General features: G+C 57.6%; 15 protein-coding genes. 2 read left to right on the forward strand and 13 right to left on the reverse strand.

Annotated elements, in window-relative coordinates; genetic code table 11:
• The first annotated feature begins 111 nt into the window (after nt 1-111).
• On the forward strand, nt 112-1,008 hold the full coding sequence (locus FKG95_RS02950; protein WP_142894802.1) for a branched-chain amino acid aminotransferase: 897 nt from the start codon (nt 112-114) through the stop codon (nt 1,006-1,008).
• A 92-nt stretch (nt 1,009-1,100) separates the two neighbouring features.
• On the opposite strand, the gene FKG95_RS02955 is transcribed toward FKG95_RS02950, so the two are convergent.
• The 10 genes from FKG95_RS02955 to msrB all read right to left on the reverse strand — a co-directional run bounded on the left by FKG95_RS02955 (nt 1,101) and on the right by msrB (nt 10,711).
• On the reverse strand, nt 1,101-1,565 hold the full coding sequence (locus FKG95_RS02955; RefSeq protein ID WP_142894803.1) for a molybdenum cofactor biosynthesis protein MoaE: 465 nt from the start codon (nt 1,563-1,565) through the stop codon (nt 1,101-1,103).
• 15 nt (nt 1,566-1,580) lie between these two features.
• A complete protein-coding gene (gene moaD / locus FKG95_RS02960) occupies nt 1,581-1,832 on the reverse strand; it encodes a molybdopterin converting factor subunit 1 (RefSeq protein WP_142894804.1) in 252 nt (83 codons plus the stop codon).
• The gene (locus FKG95_RS02965) at nt 1,829-3,085 is read right to left on the reverse strand and encodes a molybdopterin molybdotransferase MoeA (protein ID WP_142894805.1); all 1,257 of its coding nucleotides are present in this window, start codon (nt 3,083-3,085) and stop codon (nt 1,829-1,831) included. Before FKG95_RS02965 ends, moaD begins: the two co-directional genes overlap by 4 nt.
• A gap of 63 nt (nt 3,086-3,148) precedes the next feature.
• Entirely contained in the window at nt 3,149-3,652 is a 504-nt protein-coding gene (mobB, locus tag FKG95_RS02970) for a molybdopterin-guanine dinucleotide biosynthesis protein B (RefSeq protein ID WP_142894806.1), read from the reverse strand.
• Nucleotides 3,653-3,839: 187 nt separating this feature from the next.
• Entirely contained in the window at nt 3,840-4,409 is a 570-nt protein-coding gene (gene pgsA, locus FKG95_RS02975) for a CDP-diacylglycerol--glycerol-3-phosphate 3-phosphatidyltransferase (RefSeq protein WP_142894807.1), read from the reverse strand.
• 121 nt (nt 4,410-4,530) lie between these two features.
• Nucleotides 4,531-6,711, reverse strand: a complete 2,181-nt coding sequence (uvrC, locus tag FKG95_RS02980) for an excinuclease ABC subunit UvrC (protein ID WP_246116665.1) — start codon at nt 6,709-6,711, stop codon at nt 4,531-4,533.
• Between the two features lie 786 nt (nt 6,712-7,497).
• Nucleotides 7,498-7,920: a dihydroneopterin aldolase gene (locus FKG95_RS02985; protein WP_142894808.1), complete on the reverse strand. Its 423-nt coding sequence runs from the start codon at nt 7,918-7,920 to the stop codon at nt 7,498-7,500.
• Between the two features lie 80 nt (nt 7,921-8,000).
• Complete coding sequence (locus FKG95_RS02990) at nt 8,001-8,828, reverse strand: SDR family oxidoreductase (RefSeq protein WP_142894809.1); 828 nt, start codon at nt 8,826-8,828, stop codon at nt 8,001-8,003.
• Between the two features lie 145 nt (nt 8,829-8,973).
• Nucleotides 8,974-9,948, reverse strand: a complete 975-nt coding sequence (locus FKG95_RS02995) for a calcium/sodium antiporter (RefSeq protein WP_142894810.1) — start codon at nt 9,946-9,948, stop codon at nt 8,974-8,976.
• 349 nt (nt 9,949-10,297) lie between these two features.
• Complete coding sequence (gene msrB, locus FKG95_RS03000; protein ID WP_142894811.1) at nt 10,298-10,711, reverse strand: peptide-methionine (R)-S-oxide reductase MsrB; 414 nt, start codon at nt 10,709-10,711, stop codon at nt 10,298-10,300.
• Nucleotides 10,712-11,235: 524 nt separating this feature from the next.
• On the opposite strand from msrB, the gene FKG95_RS03005 reads away from it, so the two are divergent.
• Nucleotides 11,236-11,571 carry a hypothetical protein gene (locus tag FKG95_RS03005; protein ID WP_142894812.1) on the forward strand — a complete coding sequence of 112 codons (336 nt, stop codon included), beginning with the start codon at nt 11,236-11,238 and terminating at the stop codon, nt 11,569-11,571.
• Nucleotides 11,572-11,609: 38 nt separating this feature from the next.
• Here FKG95_RS03005 and FKG95_RS03010 read toward each other — a convergent pair whose 3' ends face one another.
• The 3 genes from FKG95_RS03010 to FKG95_RS03020 all read right to left on the reverse strand — a co-directional run bounded on the left by FKG95_RS03010 (nt 11,610) and on the right by FKG95_RS03020 (nt 17,393).
• On the reverse strand, nt 11,610-13,145 hold the full coding sequence (locus FKG95_RS03010; RefSeq protein WP_142894813.1) for a PAS domain-containing sensor histidine kinase: 1,536 nt from the start codon (nt 13,143-13,145) through the stop codon (nt 11,610-11,612).
• Nucleotides 13,146-13,362: 217 nt separating this feature from the next.
• Complete coding sequence (gene uvrB / locus FKG95_RS03015; protein ID WP_142894814.1) at nt 13,363-15,510, reverse strand: excinuclease ABC subunit UvrB; 2,148 nt, start codon at nt 15,508-15,510, stop codon at nt 13,363-13,365.
• Nucleotides 15,511-15,695: 185 nt separating this feature from the next.
• The gene (locus FKG95_RS03020) at nt 15,696-17,393 is read right to left on the reverse strand and encodes a sensor domain-containing phosphodiesterase (protein WP_142894815.1); all 1,698 of its coding nucleotides are present in this window, start codon (nt 17,391-17,393) and stop codon (nt 15,696-15,698) included.
• Between the last annotated feature and the right edge of the window lie 58 nt (nt 17,394-17,451).

The raw sequence follows: 17,451 nt of genomic DNA on the forward strand, positions 1-17,451 counted from the left end.
TTTAAGGTGCTTAAGCGGTTAAAGCCAGTCGGTCATCTGCCTGGGCCGCTTCTGTCCAAAACAATCAGGTCCATCTCTGCGCGAACAAGAACTTATTAGGGCGGAAACGTAATGTCCATGATCCCTTTCGATGCGCGTGAAGGTGTTATTTGGTTCAACGGTGAACTGGTGCCCTGGCAGGATGCGAAACTGCACGTTCTGACTCATGGCCTGCACTACGCGAGTGCCGTGTTCGAAGGCGAGCGGTCATACGGCGGGCATGTCTTCAAGATGACCGAGCATCACGAGCGCCTGCAGGCCTCGGCGGAGCTCTTGGGCTTCTCGCTTCCCTATTCCGTCACGGAGATCGATCGGGCTGCGAATGAAGTCTTGAAGGCAAACGGTATCGTTGACGGCTATGTCCGCCCGATCGCCTGGCGCGGCAGCGAGATGATGGGGGTCTCCGCGCAGCACAACCGGATCAATGTTGCCGTGGCAGCCTGGGAGTGGCCGGCCTATTTCTCGCCGGAGGCCCGCCTTCAAGGGATCCGCATGACCCTAGCGGATTGGCGCCGGCCTGCGCCTGACACGGCGCCGACGCGCTCTAAAGCTGCCGGACTTTACATGATCTGCACGCTCTCCAAGCATGCCGCCGAAGCCAAAGGCTTCAACGACGCCCTGATGCTCGACTACCGCGGACAGATCGCTGAAGCGACCGGAGCGAATATCTTCCTGATTCAAGAGGGAAAGCTTCACACGCCGACCCCGGATTGCTTCCTTGACGGTATCACGCGGCGTACGGTTATTGATCTTGCCCGTGAGCGCGGTTACGAGGTTATCGAGCGCGCCATCATGCCCGAGGAGCTTGCCAGGACGCAGGAAGTCTTCCTGACGGGAACCGCTGTCGAAGTGACGCCCGTTTCGGAGATCGATGACTACAAGTTCACGCCTGGAGAGATCACGCGCGATCTTCTGACGGCCTATGACGACCTGGTTCGGCAACCCGGGCTGGCGGCTAGCGCCGCCTAAAGCCTCTCCGGGGCCTGTCATTTCCCGGGTTCAATAAAGTCGGCGCTCTTGCACTTCGTGTGGGGCGCCGTTTTTTTTGGGGGGTTGGGTTGTCAGGACCCGTCGGCCTGCTTGCGCCAGCGCGCCGCGGCCTCATCATCACTGTCGCGGGCATCGACCCACTGACCGCCGTCCGGCGTATCTTCCAGTTTCCAGAAGGGGGCTTTGGTCTTAAGCCAGTCGATCAGGAAATGGCAACTCTCCAGGGCTGCTTCGCGATGGGGGCTGGCGGTCGCGACCAGGACAATCTGATCGCCGGGTTCCAGCCGTCCGTATCTGTGAATAATCAGGCTGGCATTCAGCGGCCAGCGTTCGAGAGCCTCGGCCTCAATGCGGCCCAGCATTTTCTCCGTCATGCCGGGGTAGTGTTCCAGCGTCATCGCGCCGATATTTTCGCCAGCCGCCATGTCGCGCACCAGCCCAACGAAGCTGGCGACGCCGCCGATGCCATGGTCTCCATCCGAGAGCGCCCGCAATTCGGCGCCGAGGTCAAAGTCTTCGCGCTGAACTCGTATCATGCCGGTTTCCTCAAACTAGCCTCCCGTCACGGGCGGAAAAAGAGCCACTTCGTCCCCCGCTGTCACCGGATCCGTCATCTCAGCGTATTCCTGATTTACGGCAACGCGCAACGCTTCGACGTCGGCGAGGGCGTCTTCGAAAGCCGGTCCGCGTTGTTTGAGCCATGTCAGCAGATCGGCCACGGTCTCGACCTCAGCCGGCGGCGACACCGTTTCTTCCGAAACGCCCGTCTTGGTTTTTAGCCACGCAAAATAGAGCAGTTTCATCCAATCACCTCACTGAACGGCAGATAGTCTACCAGCATTCCAGGTTCGACCTGCGTAAGATCTTCAGGCAATTCGACCAGGCCCTGAGACTCCACGAGGGACGAGAGAATGCCTGCGCCGTCGCGCGGGAATTTTTCGGCTTTCCAGCTGCCATCGCCGTTTGGCCGCAGACTTGCCCGCACCCATTCTCTGCGTTCTTTCTTTTTGCGGTAAGAGAAATCGGCGCGGACGGGAAAGCTTTGAGGGGAGGTGATATTCCCGCCCATAAGACGCAGGAGCATAGGCCTGACGAAGACCAGATAGGTGACGACCACGGCAACCGGATTGCCCGGCAGGCCCACGAAGGGGATAGCCCCGATTTGTCCGAGTGCGATCGGGCGGCCCGGCTTGATCGCCAGGCGCCAGGCGTGCATTTTGCCGAGGGTCTCGACGGCGTGCTTTACATGATCTTCTTCGCCAACCGAGACGCCGCCGGAGGTGATGACCAAATCATGGTCTTCCGTCGCTTTGTCCAGGGCCGAGATAATGGTCTCGGCGTTGTCCCGCAGGATTCCGAGGTCCGACACCTCGCAGCCAAGCGACTTCAGAAGGCCGTTCAGGGTGTAGCGGTTTGAGTCATGAATAGCGCCGGTGACGAGATCCTGACCGGGTTCCCGCAACTCATCGCCGGTCGAAAAAAGCGCGACGCGCAAGGGACGGGAGACCTGCAATTCAGATCGTCCGACGGCTGCCGCCTGACCCAGGTCTTGTGCCCGTAACCGCTGACCGCTGTGCAGAACTCTGCTCCCGGCACGCACATCCTCGCCTGCATCCCGGCGGTTTGCGCCGCGCTTGATGCCGGCGGGAATAATAACGTCTCCGTCTTCAAGCGCGCAGTCTTCCTGCATCATGACCGTGTCGGGGCCCTCCGGCATGACTGCGCCGGTAAAGATACGCAAGGCCTCACCCCGGAGTGGCGGTTCAACCGGTGTTTGACCCGCAGCCTGTCTGCCGGCAATGCGCAACCGGGTCGGACCTTCAGGTTCTAAGTCGTCAAAGTAGATCGCGTAACCGTCGACGGCGGAGTTGTCGTGAGGCGGGATGTTTCCAGGGGCGATGATATCTTCACGCAGAACCCGGCCCAGGCAGTTGCCCGTCGCAAGCGTCTCGGTCGAAGTAACGCACTCCAGTTTCTCTTTCAGCAGTTCCAAGGCCTCATCAGTCCGCATCAAGCGGCCACCATGGGCGAAACAGTCGTCTGTTAGCTGTGCCACTACGCCTCCGTCTAGATTGCCTGCGGTTTCCGGCCGCGGCCACAAGGCTGCATATAAGCTGCGCTACGCATGTGCCAAGCCGCAATGCGCAATGATGAAGTCCGCAATCCCGCCGACGTCATTGAGGTCCAGGCCGGGCAGGGGCGTGTCGCCCAGCGCTTGGTCACAGGCAATGGCGACCACATGGGGGTCGTCCGGATAGAGCAACGGCTTGCCGACCGCCGGGCGGTGGATCTCGAGCTTCGGATGCGCGGATTTTTTAAAACCTTCGATCAGCAGAAGGTCCACCGGCGACATCTTGTCGATCAGTTCTTCGACCTTGGGCTCTTCCGCTCCTCGGAGTTCATGCATCAGCGCCCAGCGGTTCCCGGACGATATCATCACCTCGCTTGCGCCGGCCTGCCGGTGTTCGTAGGAATCCTTCCCGGGCTTGTCGACGTCAAAGTTATGGTGCGCGTGTTTCAAAGTTGAGACGGATACGCCCCGCGAAACCAGCTCCGGGATCAGTTTGCAGAGCAGAGTGGTTTTGCCGCTGCCGCTCCAACCGGCAAATCCGAACACCTTCATTGTCCGGACCTCCGGCCTGTGGAAGGCGTTTTGAGATCAGCATTGAGGTTCTGCCATTCAGATCCGTGACGGCAGAGGGTTTGTGGTTTTTTTTTGAAGAAATACATAGGAAGCTCGCGCTGCCGATCCCTAGGTTGAGAACTCATATTCTTTGACGGTCTTGACGATAAGATTGTGAGTCCTCAACCTAGGCCTTGGGATGGCTTTTCATCATGTGCTTTAGTCCACTTGCCATATAGTCGTAGCCTGTGATCACGGTCAAGGCGCCCGCAATCCAAAGACCCCATTCACCGGCTTGCTGGACCGGCCAGGACGCAGGGCCGGCGTCGCCGACGATGAGAGTTCCCAGGGCAATCATCTGGATAACCGTTTTCCACTTGGCGAGCTTGCTGACCGGCATGGCAACTTTGATTTCCGCCAGATACTCCCGCAATCCCGAGACCAGCAACTCACGGCACATGATAATAATGGCCGGGATGACCACAAGCTCGCTGATGCGTCCGACAGCCGTGAGCATGATGATGACCGAAGCGATGAGCAGTTTGTCTGCAATCGGATCCAGAAAACGTCCCAGGGAGGACTCATCGTTCATGTTCCGGGCGAGATAGCCGTCGAGCCAGTCCGTTACGCAGGCAAGGGTGAAGATCCCCCAGGCGATCCAACGGTTGGTCGGTGTGTCGATGTACATCAGCGCGATCATCAGCGGAATCAAGATGATACGCGACAGTGTCAGAAGATTCGGAAGTGTGGTTAACATCGACGTAGTGCAATCCTGCTCGTATTGGGTATCCCATCATGGGTATTCTCGGCCCCAACGCACCGAATAACAATTCGACCTTGCCTAAGCTAAACGCCTAGTGCTTGAGACTAAAGAGTAATTATCCCAGGGTGTTGAAATGATCGTATATTTTTCGTGCTACGGCTTTGTTAATGCCCTCGACTCCCTCTAAATCCGAGAGCCCGGCGCGGGATACGGCACCTGCGCTGCCGAAATGAAGCAGCAGGGCCTTTTTCCGTTTGGCACCGATGCCCGGTACATCGTCCAGAACCGAGCGCAAACGGCTCTTGGAGCGTCCTTTGCGATGGGTTTCGATCGCGAAGCGGTGCGCTTCGTCCCGTAATCGTTGAATGAAGTAGAGAACCGGATCCCGCGGGCCAAGCATGAAGGAGGGTTTGTCGGGCACGAAGATGCGCTCCCGGCCGGCGTTGCGGTCCGGACCCTTGGCGACCGCGGCGATCGCGAGATCGTCAATCCCGAGTTCTTCCAGAACCTCCAGACCCACTGTAAGTTGACCCTTGCCGCCATCGAGCAGAATGAGATCGGGCCATTGCCCGCTTCGCCGCTCCGGATCCTCTTTCAAAGCGCGTGAGAGCCGGCGATGCAGGACCTCGCGCATCATAGCGTAGTCATCGCCGGGGGTGAAAGCCTCGTCGTTGGCCGCGGCGCCATCGACGGCCTGGTCGGGTTTTTCTCTCGTGGGCGAATTGACCGCGCCCCGGATTGCGAACTTTCGGTACGAGGATTTGAGGAAGCCATCAAGACCGGCGACGATCATGCCGCCGTAGGCATTGGAACCTTGTATGTGGCTGTTGTCGTAGACCTCGATCCGCTCCGGGGCCGAATCGAGCCCCAAAGCTTCGGCCAGTCCTTCCAGTAGCCGTCTTTGACTGCTGCTCTCCGCAAGACGGCGCGCCAGAGCCTGCCGCGCGTTCTGCAGGGCGTTCTCGATAATCTTGCGTTTGTCGCCGCGTTGGGGCGTCGCGATCTCCACACGGTGCTCCGACCGGAACGACAAGGCCTCGCTCAGCAGATCGAGATCTGCAGGTTTATGGCTGGTCAGAATCAGTTTGGGGATCGGTTTGTTGTCGTAAAACTGTGACAGGAAAGACGACAGGACACTGTCGATTTCAAGAGTCTTGTCGTGGCTCGGAAAATACGCCCGGTTGCCGTAGTTCCGGCCCGCGCGAAAGAAGAAGACCTGAATGCAGATCTGACCTGCGTCGGCATGGGCGGCGAAGATGTCCGCGTTGTCGATGCCCGCGACATTCACATCCTGGCGCGACTGAATATGGGCCAGAGCGCGGATCCGGTCGCGATACTCCGCGGCAACCTCGAAATCCATCGCTTCCGATGCCGCCTCCATCTGCCTGACCAGGTCCTGCTGAACGCGCTGCGACCGTCCGGACAGAAACGCACGCGCCTGCTCGACAAGCTCGCTGTAGGCCTCCGGTGAGATTCGATCGACACAGGGTGCGGAGCAGCGCTTGATTTGGTAGAGCAGGCAGGGACGCTTGCGGTTGTTGAAAACACCGTCGCTGCAGGACCGCAACAGAAAGGCCTTCTCAAGCGCGGTGATGGTCATGTTCACGGCCGTGGCGTCGGCGAAGGGACCGAAATAGTCACCGTCACGGTTCTGAGCACCCCTGTGCTTGGTGATCTGCGCGGTTTCCTTGTCACCGGTAACCAGAATGTAGGGAAAGGATTTGTCGTCGCGCAGCAACACGTTGTAACGCGGCATCAGGCGTTTGATGAGGTTGCTTTCCAACAGCAGCGCCTCGACTTCGGTATGGGTCGTGACGAACTCCATGGAGACAGTCTCGGAAACCATACGCTTGAGCCGGTAGGGAAGTTTGCCAACACCGGTGTAGGAGTTGACGCGCTTTTTCAGATTCTTTGCTTTGCCGACGTAGAGCGCATCCCCCTCTTCAGAGAGCATGCGGTATACGCCGGGCGCACCGGGCAGAGTCTTGACCGCGTTTGCGATGACCTGAGCGCCCCTTTCCAGACGTGTAAGCTGATCCTCTTCGGGCGGGGCGGGTGCTGTCGCCGGCTCCGTCTCAGACTGGGAAACGGAAGCGGGCGGGACCGGTCCGGCATCACTTTGCGGTTGCTGGCTCTCGAGAGAGGCTGGTCCGTCTGGTCCGATCCACTTGGGCGATGCCTCGGACAGACCTGAAGACGTCGATTCCCGGTCAAGGCTGTCCTGGTTGGGCATAGCCGAGCGCTTGCCGCCCTGGGACGGGTCGTTACGTCTGCGCTTACCTGACGATCTCACCATAGCTTTGTCGTACCGCAGTCACTCTCCGGACTAGGCTTCCGCGCAACGCCGTTCTCGCATCACGCCGAAACCTCATAGTGGTCACAACACACCATGATCCAGATTGTGGTGCCGTGCGCCTCTGTCCCTAGTATCCCGGATCTGAAATTCACTTCATTGAATTTCAGATTCAACGGGACACTACCTCATTGAATCTAGTGTGATTCAGCCTCCAAAATTCGCCGCAAATTATGCGGCGAACTTCAGAAACATCACACTAGTATCGCCTCTCACCGCTTGGCTTTAAAGATGATCGGGGCATAAAAAATCGGACCGGTGACCACATTCACTAAGATGACGATGTTGTGACAGCAATGTGTATCTGCTCATTCAGATGTCTACGGACAGATATTTTTGCCCTTCAAATGCCGTTAACCAACATATCCACGGAATCTGTGGATAACTCTGTGCGTATATATAGCTTGCGAGGGGTTAGCCCTAGAGGAATCAAGCTCTTGCTTGCTATGCCTAAAAAATAGGCATAAAATTTTAAGCAATTGATTTATATAAATAAAAATGAAGTCAAGCGTAAAGAAACCTTAAAGAACGAAAAAACCTCATTGACTGCCTGCAGCTGAAAACCGGTCCTGAATAGGTTGTGTAAAACTTTCGAGACCCGAGCCGATAGATTACGTTTTCGCAATGGTTTATCGGGCGCTTTTGAGTCTTTACGATGACGTTAACGATTTGTGACATCGTCACATTGTGTGATCGATGAAAGCCACCAAACCAAGTCCCGCCGACGGGTCATTCGGACTTGCGTTGGCGTTCGATTTCGATTCCGATTCCGCCAACGTCGGGATAGCGGTCGAGTTTTTCAATCCTTACACGCGCAGAGATGACGCGTTTGTCGAAGAAGCAGGTTTCCAGAATCTGATCAGCAAGTGTTTCAAGCAGCCGGACGTTGTTCTCCAGACAGGTGCGGCGGATGCGCGATACCAGATGCCCGTAGTGGACCACTTCGGCGATTTCGTCATCGCTCGGCGCAGAGGGTTGAATGTCAATTTCAAAGTTGAGTCGCAGGCGTTGGCTACGCGCACGTTCCTCGTCGCTTAAACCGATCGAGCAGGTCAGCGTCATGTCACGTATCACGACGCGTTGTGTTGTCAGCGCCGTCTGAGCGAGTGGAGAGTCTTCAGACGTTGACTCTGAGTGTTTGGATGCGGACATGAGAGTCTCTTCGAATGCTGGTTTAGATTGATTTCGATCTGTGGATTCCGTCCGGGGGCGTGCGGCTTTATCGATTCGCGTCAGTCCAAAAACTGATGGTCCTGCGGTGCTTGCGCCCAGCCGAGATGTTCACCGCCATCAAGTGCAATCATCTGACCCGTCATGGACAGCGCTGAGATTATAAAACGCGCAGCGGCGCAGATTTCCTCCGGCGATGTGCCGATGCCCAACGGCATGGCCGCGCACTGTGCGTCGAAGTCTTCCTTGCTCTGTCTCGCGTTGGCAAGTGCCGGACCCGGACCGATGCCGTTCACCCTGATCCTCGGCGCCAGTTCCAGTGCCAGGGACTTTGTCATCGCCCAGAGGCCGGCCTTGGAGAGTGCGTAACTCAAGTACTGCGGCGTAGGATTCCAGACGCGCTGATCGATCATGTTGATGACAACGCCGTTCAAGGGTGCCGGCGCCCCATCACGCGCCGGCTCGACCGCGTCTTTGAGGGCTTTCGCAAAACTCTGAGTGAGGACCAGCGGCGCCCGCAGATTGGGTTCGATGTGCTGATCCCAGCTTTCCCTGGACGCGGTCTCGATCGAATCGCGTTCGAAGGTCGAGGCGTTGTTAATGAGGCAACCCAACGGACCCACCGCCTCGACGACCGACGGGACCAGGGCTTGTACGTCGGCCTCCTGCGTCAGGTCTGCCTGAAATGCATGCGCCTTTCCACCCGTGGCAGCGATCTCTGCGATCAGAGAATCGGCCTCTGCGCTCGAACTCCTGTAGTGGGCTGCCACGGTCCAACCTTGCGCGGCAAAGTCGAGTGCGAGCGCCCGTCCAATTCGCTTGGCTGCACCCGTGATCAATACACTGCGTGGATAGTTCGCGCGGTGTCTTTTTTGCTGCTGTTTGTTCATCGGCGCGAGCATGCAGAAGCAAAAGCCCGATGACAAGTTCCGCCGCGACCTAAACTGTAGGGTCTACGCCAAATGGAGTTTTTGAACTGTCCCATACAGGCGGTCGAACTTGAAGGTCTAACGCCTGTCGACTGGATAACTGCCGCTACGCCACGACGGGAGGCAGGGTGAACTGATAGGTAATGTAAGCGCCGTACAACAATAAAAAGACAATACCGGAGAAGCGCCCGATCTGGCCGCAAATCATGATGATCGGAACCACCATCAGGGAAACCGCTGCCATGATCCAGGCATCGAAACTGAGGACCGCTGCGTCAACTTCAAAGGGAGTCACCATGGCAAGGACGCCCAGAATCAGCAGAAGGTTGAAAAGATTCGATCCAAGGGCGTTGCCCAGAGCGACCTCGGTATGCCCGCGAATTGCAGCGGTGATAGAGGTCGCGAGCTCGGGAAGTGATGTGCCGAACGCGACCAGGGTCAGGCCTATGACGGTCTCCGACACGCCCGCAGCCCTGGCAATCTGGACAGCGCCACGGACGAGTAGCTCCGATCCCAACACCAGCCCGATGATGCCGCCGATGACAAGAGCGAGCGCGATGCCCAGAGACTTTGGCGCGCTCTCAATTTCTTCCGCAACCTCGTCATCAAGGGCGCTCAGGCTGTCTTCGTCCTCGCCATCGTCGCCGTTCCGGACGGCATCGTTGCGATAGCTGTACCAGACATAGCCGATCAGGCAGGCGATCATCGCCACGCCGTGCAGGAAGGAGAGTTCGCCGTAATACGCAAAACTGACAAACAACAGGGTCGCGGCAAGAACGGCGATGCAATCGCGCAAAACAAGCTGAGGCTTGGTGACAATCGGGGAGATGACGGCGGCAACGCCGAGAATCAAAAGTATGTTGGCGATGTTGGATCCGACCACATTGCCGACACCGATGTCCGTCACGTCTTCCAGACCGGCGGTCACCGTGACGACCAGCTCAGGCATCGATGTGGCGAAGGCCACCACGGTCAGGCCAATCAGCATTGGGGAGAGCCCCAGCCTGCTGGCCACACCGATTGCGCCACGCAGAAGGACTTCGCCACCGAATGCAAGGAGCAGAAGACCGGCGCCGGTCATTAAAAAAGCCAGGGGCGTCACAGTGATCAGACCCTTTTTTCGCGCAAGATCTGGGAGCAGGCCGGAAGCAGGAACCCGCCGGTCGCGGCAGCTGTAGCAAAGGACATGGCAACCAATCTGTTGTGCGCGGCGACGTCCAAGCTCGTGCGGTCAGGACGCTTCTCGTCGCGGTGTATATTCAGGTCAATCGTGGAATGGATAGCTAAATGCGTCTTCCCCCCGGAATTTTCAATATCTATCGGATTTCCGCGGCCATGGTAAACCTTTCTATTCGCGTTTTGGCACCAAGGGCGCGCTTTCTTGAGTCGGTAAAGGCAAAAACGTCACCCTTTTCGTCAGGGCTTGCGCTTCACTCCGCAGCCTTGTCGTCCGCCTTTTTGAGGTTTAACGACGCCGAGTTCATACAGTAGCGCAGGCCGGTCGGAGCCGGTCCGTCCTCGAAAACGTGCCCCAGGTGAGCGTCGCAGCGTGCACAGAGGACCTCGGTGCGTTTCATCCAGAGTGTCCGGTCCACTTTAAGTGCGACCGCCTCTTCCGATACCGGCGCCCAAAAGGAAGGCCAGCCGGTGCCCGAATCGTACTTCTCCGCCGCGTTGAAGAGCGGCGTGTCGCAACAGATGCAGGCGTAGGTGCCTGGGTTCTTGTCGTCGTGGTAGAGGTTTTGGAAGGGCCGTTCGGTTCCGGCCTGCCGTGTTACGTGATACTGCTCCGGGCTCAGCTGCGCGCGCCATTCGGCATCGGTCTTGACGATTTTTTCGCTCATTCCCTCTCTCTCCTTCCGGGGTGCCCTTGCCGGAACCACCGGTCTTCCTCAGGCTTTGGTAGCCTTGCACACCGCTTTGCGACATGCCGGGTGCATGTTTGCATCACTGATGTGGTGACGGGAGTGCCGTTTGTCCCACTTTTATGTGGACTGGCATGACAGCATCATCAATTCGTGATTTCACTTATTGAATCGAACCTACAAGTGTTCGTTTCTCACTGGCCTTAAGTTAAGGGCTTGTTTGAAAAGCAATAAAGAAACCAGCGATCTTTTTTTATCTCTCCGGAGAGACAAAAATCTAAGATTTGTGGCGTAAAATTCTACATCACAATTCCGTTATTTATTGATGCCGGGCCTTTATTAACCATATGTGAGAAAGGCCGGAGAAAACCTGCAGCTGTCAGCGCAGCTTTTCAGCCACGCGGAAAGCCTTGGCGGTGACAGCGGGATCGGGTGTCACACCGCCGGATCGGCTTGGTGCAGGACGAAATTCCATGAGAGGTGAAGTCGGATTGGAGGATGCTATGTCGAAAATCGGTAAAGCTTTGCAGGGGGCGTTGATGTCCGGGGCTGTGGCCGCCGCGCTCACGGCGGCCTCTGCTGTTACCGCGACGGCATCCGCCCAGACAATATCCTGTGGAGAGCGCGAGGCGATCCTGGAAACGCTGAAGGAGCGTTATCACGAGGGCCGCACGGCATTCGGGATCACGGCCGACGGCCGATTGCTGGAAGTCTTTTCCGGGCCGTCAGGATCCTGGACACTGCTGATGACCCGGCCGGGCGGCCAAAGCTGCCTGATGTCGAGCGGCGAGGGCTGGCGGCACATCATAGAGGAGAAGCCGGAAGATCCGGTTGCCTGAGTTCGGGAAGCGATGACCACCTGTGCAGATGGACGCTGTCAGGCGTGAATGACTCGTTCCCGGGGCAGAGAGACCGTCACACAGCTGCCTTCGCCGACACGGCTTTGGAAAGAGATGTCGCCGTCATGAAGTTGAATCAGGCTCTTTGCGATGTAGAGCCCGAGACCGGCGCCACGCTGCAGGCTGCTGTGCTCGGGCGCTGCCTGAGTGAAGGGTTTGAAGAGGTTTGGAATGATCTCCTCCGGGACGCCAATTCCCGTGTCGGAGATATTCAGCACCAGATAATCACTCGTCTCGTTCGGCTCTACCGCCAATGTGACCGTCCCGCCGCCCGGTGAAAACTTCACGGCATTGGATATCAGATTAAGCAAGACCTGCTTCAAACGTGTGTGGTCGGCGAAAAGCTGTGTGTTGCCGTCGAAGCCCTGACGGGTGATCTTGATGTTTTTACCCTTGCAGGCCGGTTCCAGGACGGTCGTGCACTCTTCAAAGATCTCGCTGAGATTGACTTTGGATTCCTTGAGCTCCAGCCGTCCTGCCTCGATTCGGGAGGCATCTAGGAGGTCGGAGATCAGCGTAAAGAGATGAGAGCCACTCGCGCCGATGTCTCCAAGTATCTCGCTTTGTTTATCATTTAACGGACCGTATATCCCGTTGAGCAGAAGATCCGTAAAGCCGATGATCGCATTCAGGGGCGTCCTGAGTTCATGGCTCATGGTTGCGAGGAAATCGCTTTTCGCGTGGTTCGCCTGGATTGCCGCCAGCCGGGCTGTGTCGAGCTCATGGGTACGTTCCTGAACCCGCCTCTCGAGCGTTTGGTTGATGGTTTCGAGTTGCCGCTCGGCCCGTTTTCTCGCGGAAACGTCTTCCTCCGTGATGACGATCGAGCGATCGCCGGTCATCGGGTCCTTGGCGATCCGGGCGTCCAGGTGGTGCCAGCGTGCGCCCTTTGACGTACGGACTCGAAAATCACCGCTGTGCCGATGACCCCGGCGGCAGGATTTCATCAGCGCCTCCGCCGCCTGGGGTTTGACGAAGCGTTGTTCAAGCGTTCCCGATGTCGTAGGCGTCGGCCCGTTGGAGAGATTGTAGGCAAAACTGGCAGCCGGATTCTGAGCCAGAAGCTCGCCGTCCAAAGAAAAAATACTGACCATCAAGGGGGTATAGCGGGCCGCCTCCAGAATGCGCAGGGCTTCAGGCTCCCGGCGCAGATCCAGCGGTGTCGTTGCCTCAATCAGGATCGCCGGAGAGCCTTCCTCGATAGTGACGGGTTTCATGTCCAGTACAACCGTCACAGGCTGACCCTTTGGGTAGAGTGTCCATGTCTCCATGACGGAGTCGCCGTCGATGGTGTTGTCCACGATCTGTCTCAGGCGCAGGCGGACAGTCTCGGAGTCGCTGGAGTAGTCCCGTCCAATCAACTCGTCGAGCGAAGCGGCGTCCCAGAACTTCAGCGCACTTTTGTTCGCCCACCACATCGCATGGCGCTCGACATCGAACACCCAGATCGGGGTCCGGAGCGCGTCATACCGCCTGATAGCTTTGCGATCGTTAAAATGAGTGAGTTGTTGCACGTCCAAGTTTCCGGCGAAAAAAGCGCGAAGTTCCCGATTTTATGAAATGCTTGCCTGTCTCTAAATCCGTAGATACCCGTACGCGGATCAAGGCGCCGATGCCTACCCGAGGTTTAATAGAGTAAGCGTTCCGGCATTGAAATGCCTTCGCGCGGTTTGTCTGAAGCGCTTTCAAGGATCCGTATGTGTACGATCTCGCGTTTGGTTTAAGGCTGAATTAACGCCGCCGGGATTTGCCCTTGTATTTTTTGCGGCTTTTCGATGAAGCGTCGGCACGGGCGATGCGGGCGGTAAAGTCCGGTTTTCCGGATTTCGATGGTCCCGGCGACAGCTCAAGCTCACTGTTTTCCAGGTTCCGTATTTCATCGCGCAGACGAGCGGCTTCCTCGAACTCGAGATCCGCTGCTGCGGCCCGCATCCGTTTGTTGAGATCTTCTAGATGCGTCTTGAGATTGTTGCCGATCAGGTGCGGCGTGGCGTCATCGCCCGTATCGACGGTGACATGATCGCTCTCGTAAACGCTCTGAAGGATGTCGGTGATTTGTTTGCGGACGGATTCCGGTGTGATGCCGTTCGCCGCATTGTAGGCCTGTTGCTTTTCCCGCCGCCGGTCGGTTTCGCCCAGCGCCGCTTTCAGGGAATCCGTCATCACATCGGCGTAAAGAATGACCTTACCGTCGACGTTGCGCGCCGCGCGTCCGATCGTCTGAATCAGGGATGTCGTCGAGCGCAGAAAACCCTCGCGGTCTGCGTCGAGGATACAGACCCGGCCGCACTCCGGAATGTCCAGTCCCTCCCGCAGCAGGTTAATCCCGATCAGCACATCGAACACGCCCAGCCGCAGGTCACGTATGATCTCGATCCGCTCCAGGGTATCCACATCCGAATGAACGTAGCGGACTTTGATGCCGGCTTCGTACATATATTCGGTCAGGTCCTCCGCCATGCGCTTGGTCAGGGTCGTGACCAGGACCCTCAAACCTGCAGCCACGGCGGTCCTGCACTCCTCGATCAGGTCGTCAACCTGGGTCTCTGTCGGGCGGATCTCGCAGATCGGATCGATCAGTCCCGTCGGCCGGATGATCTGTTCGGCATAGACGCCGCCTGTCTGCTCAAGCTCCCACTTTCCGGGTGTTGCCGAGACATAGAGCGTCTGCGGCCGCATCGCATTCCACTCCTCGAACTTCAACGGTCGGTTGTCGATGCAGGATGGCAGCCGGAAACCATACTCCGCCAGCGTCGATTTACGCGCGAAGTCACCCCGGTACATGCCATGGAGCTGCCCGGTGGTGACGTGGCTCTCATCAACGAAGAGCACTGCGTTATCCGGCAGGTATTCAAAAAGTGTCGGCGGAGGCTCACCCGGCGCACGGCCCGTCAGATAGCGCGAATAGTTTTCGATGCCGGCGCAGGAACCGGTCGCCTCAATCATCTCGATGTCGAAGGTGGTACGTTGCTCGAGCCGTTCCGCGGGCAGCAGTTGGTCTGTCGAGCGGAAGTGCTCAAGCTGCGCCTTGAGGTCGATTTTGATCTGTTTGACGGCCTGCTGCAGTGTCGGCCGGGGCGTAACGTAGTGACTATTGGCGTAGATCTTGACCTGCTCGAGAGTATTGGTTTTGTGCCCGGTCAGGGGATCGAACTCCTGTATGTACTCGATTTCATCGCCGAAGAGACTGATACGCCAGGCGCGATCCTCATAGTGGGCCGGGAAGATCTCGATGGTATCGCCGTTGACCCTGAAGGTGCCGCGGCCGAATGCGACGTCGTTGCGGGAATAGTGCAATTCGACCAGGGAACCCAGCAGTTCCCGTCTGTCGATCATCTGGCCGGGCTGCAGAGAGATAATCATCTGGGCGTAGGTCTCGGGCGAACCTATACCGTAAATGCAGGAGACCGACGCCACGATGATGACATCGTCCCGTTCGAACAGAGCCCGGGTCGCGGAGTGACGCATCCGGTCGATCTGTTCGTTCACCGAGCTGTCTTTCTCGATGTAAGTGTCGCTGCGCGCGACATAGGCTTCGGGCTGGTAGTAGTCGTAGTAGGAGACGAAATACTCGACCGCATTATCGGGGAAAAAGGATTTCATCTCGGAATAGAGCTGCGCCGCAAGCGTCTTGTTGTGGGCCAGGACAAGCGCCGGACGCTGCAGGCGCTGTATGGTGTGCGCCATGGTAAAGGTCTTACCCGAGCCGGTGACGCCGAGCAGAACCTGATCGCGTTCACCCTTGATCAGCCCCTCGGTGATTTCTTCGATGGCCTGCGGCTGGTCTCCGGCGGGCTCATAGTCGGAATCAATCCGAAAAGGACGTGAATCAGCCTTTGAAAAGGAGTCCGGGAGGGCTTCGATTAGTGTGCTGCTCATGGGCATATATATGCCCATCGCGGAGCGCGGAGGCCAGTGCAGATTGCACTCCCAAAAGGAAAATTGAACGTTGGCCTATTCGGAAATTCGTTTTACACGCTAAGAGGGAGTTTGATAGAAAAATATATCCGTTTTGAAGAGACGGCTACGCTTTCCACACAAGTCTATCGCTTGCTTTGAGCAGCCTAACCCCAGGATTCCTGGGCACCAAGGCGCCGCGCGACTGCGGGGCGTCTCTCAGGTTGCTCAAAGACTTCGATCTCTTGCGATGGACGACCGAAATGGTAGCCTTGGGCAAACACGATGCCACTCTTCGTCAGGAACTTGCAGGTCTCATCGTCCTCGACCATCTCGGCAACGGTGTCGATACCAAGATCGACGCAGAGGTCGGCAATGGCCTTGAGGATGTGGGCGGAGGTTTTATCGTGCAGACATTCGCGCACATAGCTGCCGTCAATCTTGAGGATATCGACCTGGAATTGACGGAGATACTGGAGTGAGGCTTCGCCCACGCCGAAGTCGTCGAGACAGACCAGATGGCCGTCGTTGCGCAATGCCTGGATCGCGTTGTTGGCCACGATCGGGTTTTCCATCCGAGAGGATTCCGTGATCTCGAAGAGGATGTGTTTTCGGTTTTCGCCCAAGGCAACGAGCTGTTCCCGGAGGGTTTCGACGAACACGCTGTCGCCAATCGACTGGGCGGAGAGATTGACCGCCACCGCTCGTTGAGATGTCATCTCGCCTTGTTTGCGCAGCCAGCTGATGGCCTTTCGGCACACCGCCATGTCGAAGCCCCGAATGAGGCTCAAATCCTCCGCCGACTGAATGAAGCGGGCGGGCGATCCGATTTCCCCGTCGATGCGTGCAAGGAGTTCGTAGTGATGCGTTGCGCGGGTATCCAGTCTGACGATCGGTTGGAACACGAGTCTGAAGGACTCGTCAGCGATCACCGACCGAACCTCGGTGGCTGTTCTCTGAATCTGTGCGAGAATCTTGGGAAGCCCGTTCTGAAGATCGTTCAGTCTGATCCCATTGTCGCCACCGCGCGCAAACTGGCGGACCATGTAATCGAATGCTTGTGCAGGATTGCCGTCGCCGACGCCGGCCTCCGCCAGGATAACACTGGCCTTTTCGATTTCGACGCCCAGGCCGCTTGGATCGGCTGATTTTACCTTGGCCGAGATTTTTGAGCTCAGCTGTTCAATGTCGACTTCTGGGCGGTGGATCAAACCGAAGCGGCCCTCGCCGAATGCCGCCGCCGAATTGGCATCATCCGAGCTCGCGCGCAGGTAGCTGTTGATGGTCTCGTGCAGCTCTTCCTGAGAAGCGGTATCCAGCTGATCCAGGACCGTCGAGTAATTGCTGAGCTCAAGCAGGGTCAAGGTGTGGTCGTTTGCGGTTTCCAGGCTCCGTGAGACCACTTTGTTGAAGCTGGCGGTATCATGCATGACCGCGCCCGCCGCTTCGCGGGCTTCGGCGCCGGAACTTGCACGCGGTGCCGCAGGTATCTTGCAGGACAAGAAGTAATGACGCTGCAGATCCTCCACAAAGTAACCGGTTAACGAAAGGGTGCGCGGTGCCCCCTTGGTGTTGCGGCACATAATGTTGATCGGTTCCGGGCGCGCGCCTCCGGTCATCCCGCCGAGGGTTGCGTTCACCACGGACTGATCCTGTTCAACGATGAACTCCTGCAGCCCATGGCCCTTCATTTCGTCTGCGCTGAGCCCGAAAACGCTGCGGCAGGCCCCGCTTGCAAAAACGATTTTATGGTCCGCAGTCAGTTCCAGCAGCAGATCCGCACGGCAAAAGGCGAACGCCAGAAACCTGTCGCGTTCCTGGCGCAGTTGCTTAACCGACTGGGGTTGAGGGGTGCCGTCTGCCATAATTCTCCGCCGAAACGAGCAGGCGCCCCTCTAAGCTGAGGAATCTGCATCGGAGTCA

It is taken from the genome of Denitrobaculum tricleocarpae (assembly GCF_007004665.1).
Lineage (GTDB): Bacteria > Pseudomonadota > Alphaproteobacteria > Kiloniellales > Kiloniellaceae > Denitrobaculum > Denitrobaculum tricleocarpae.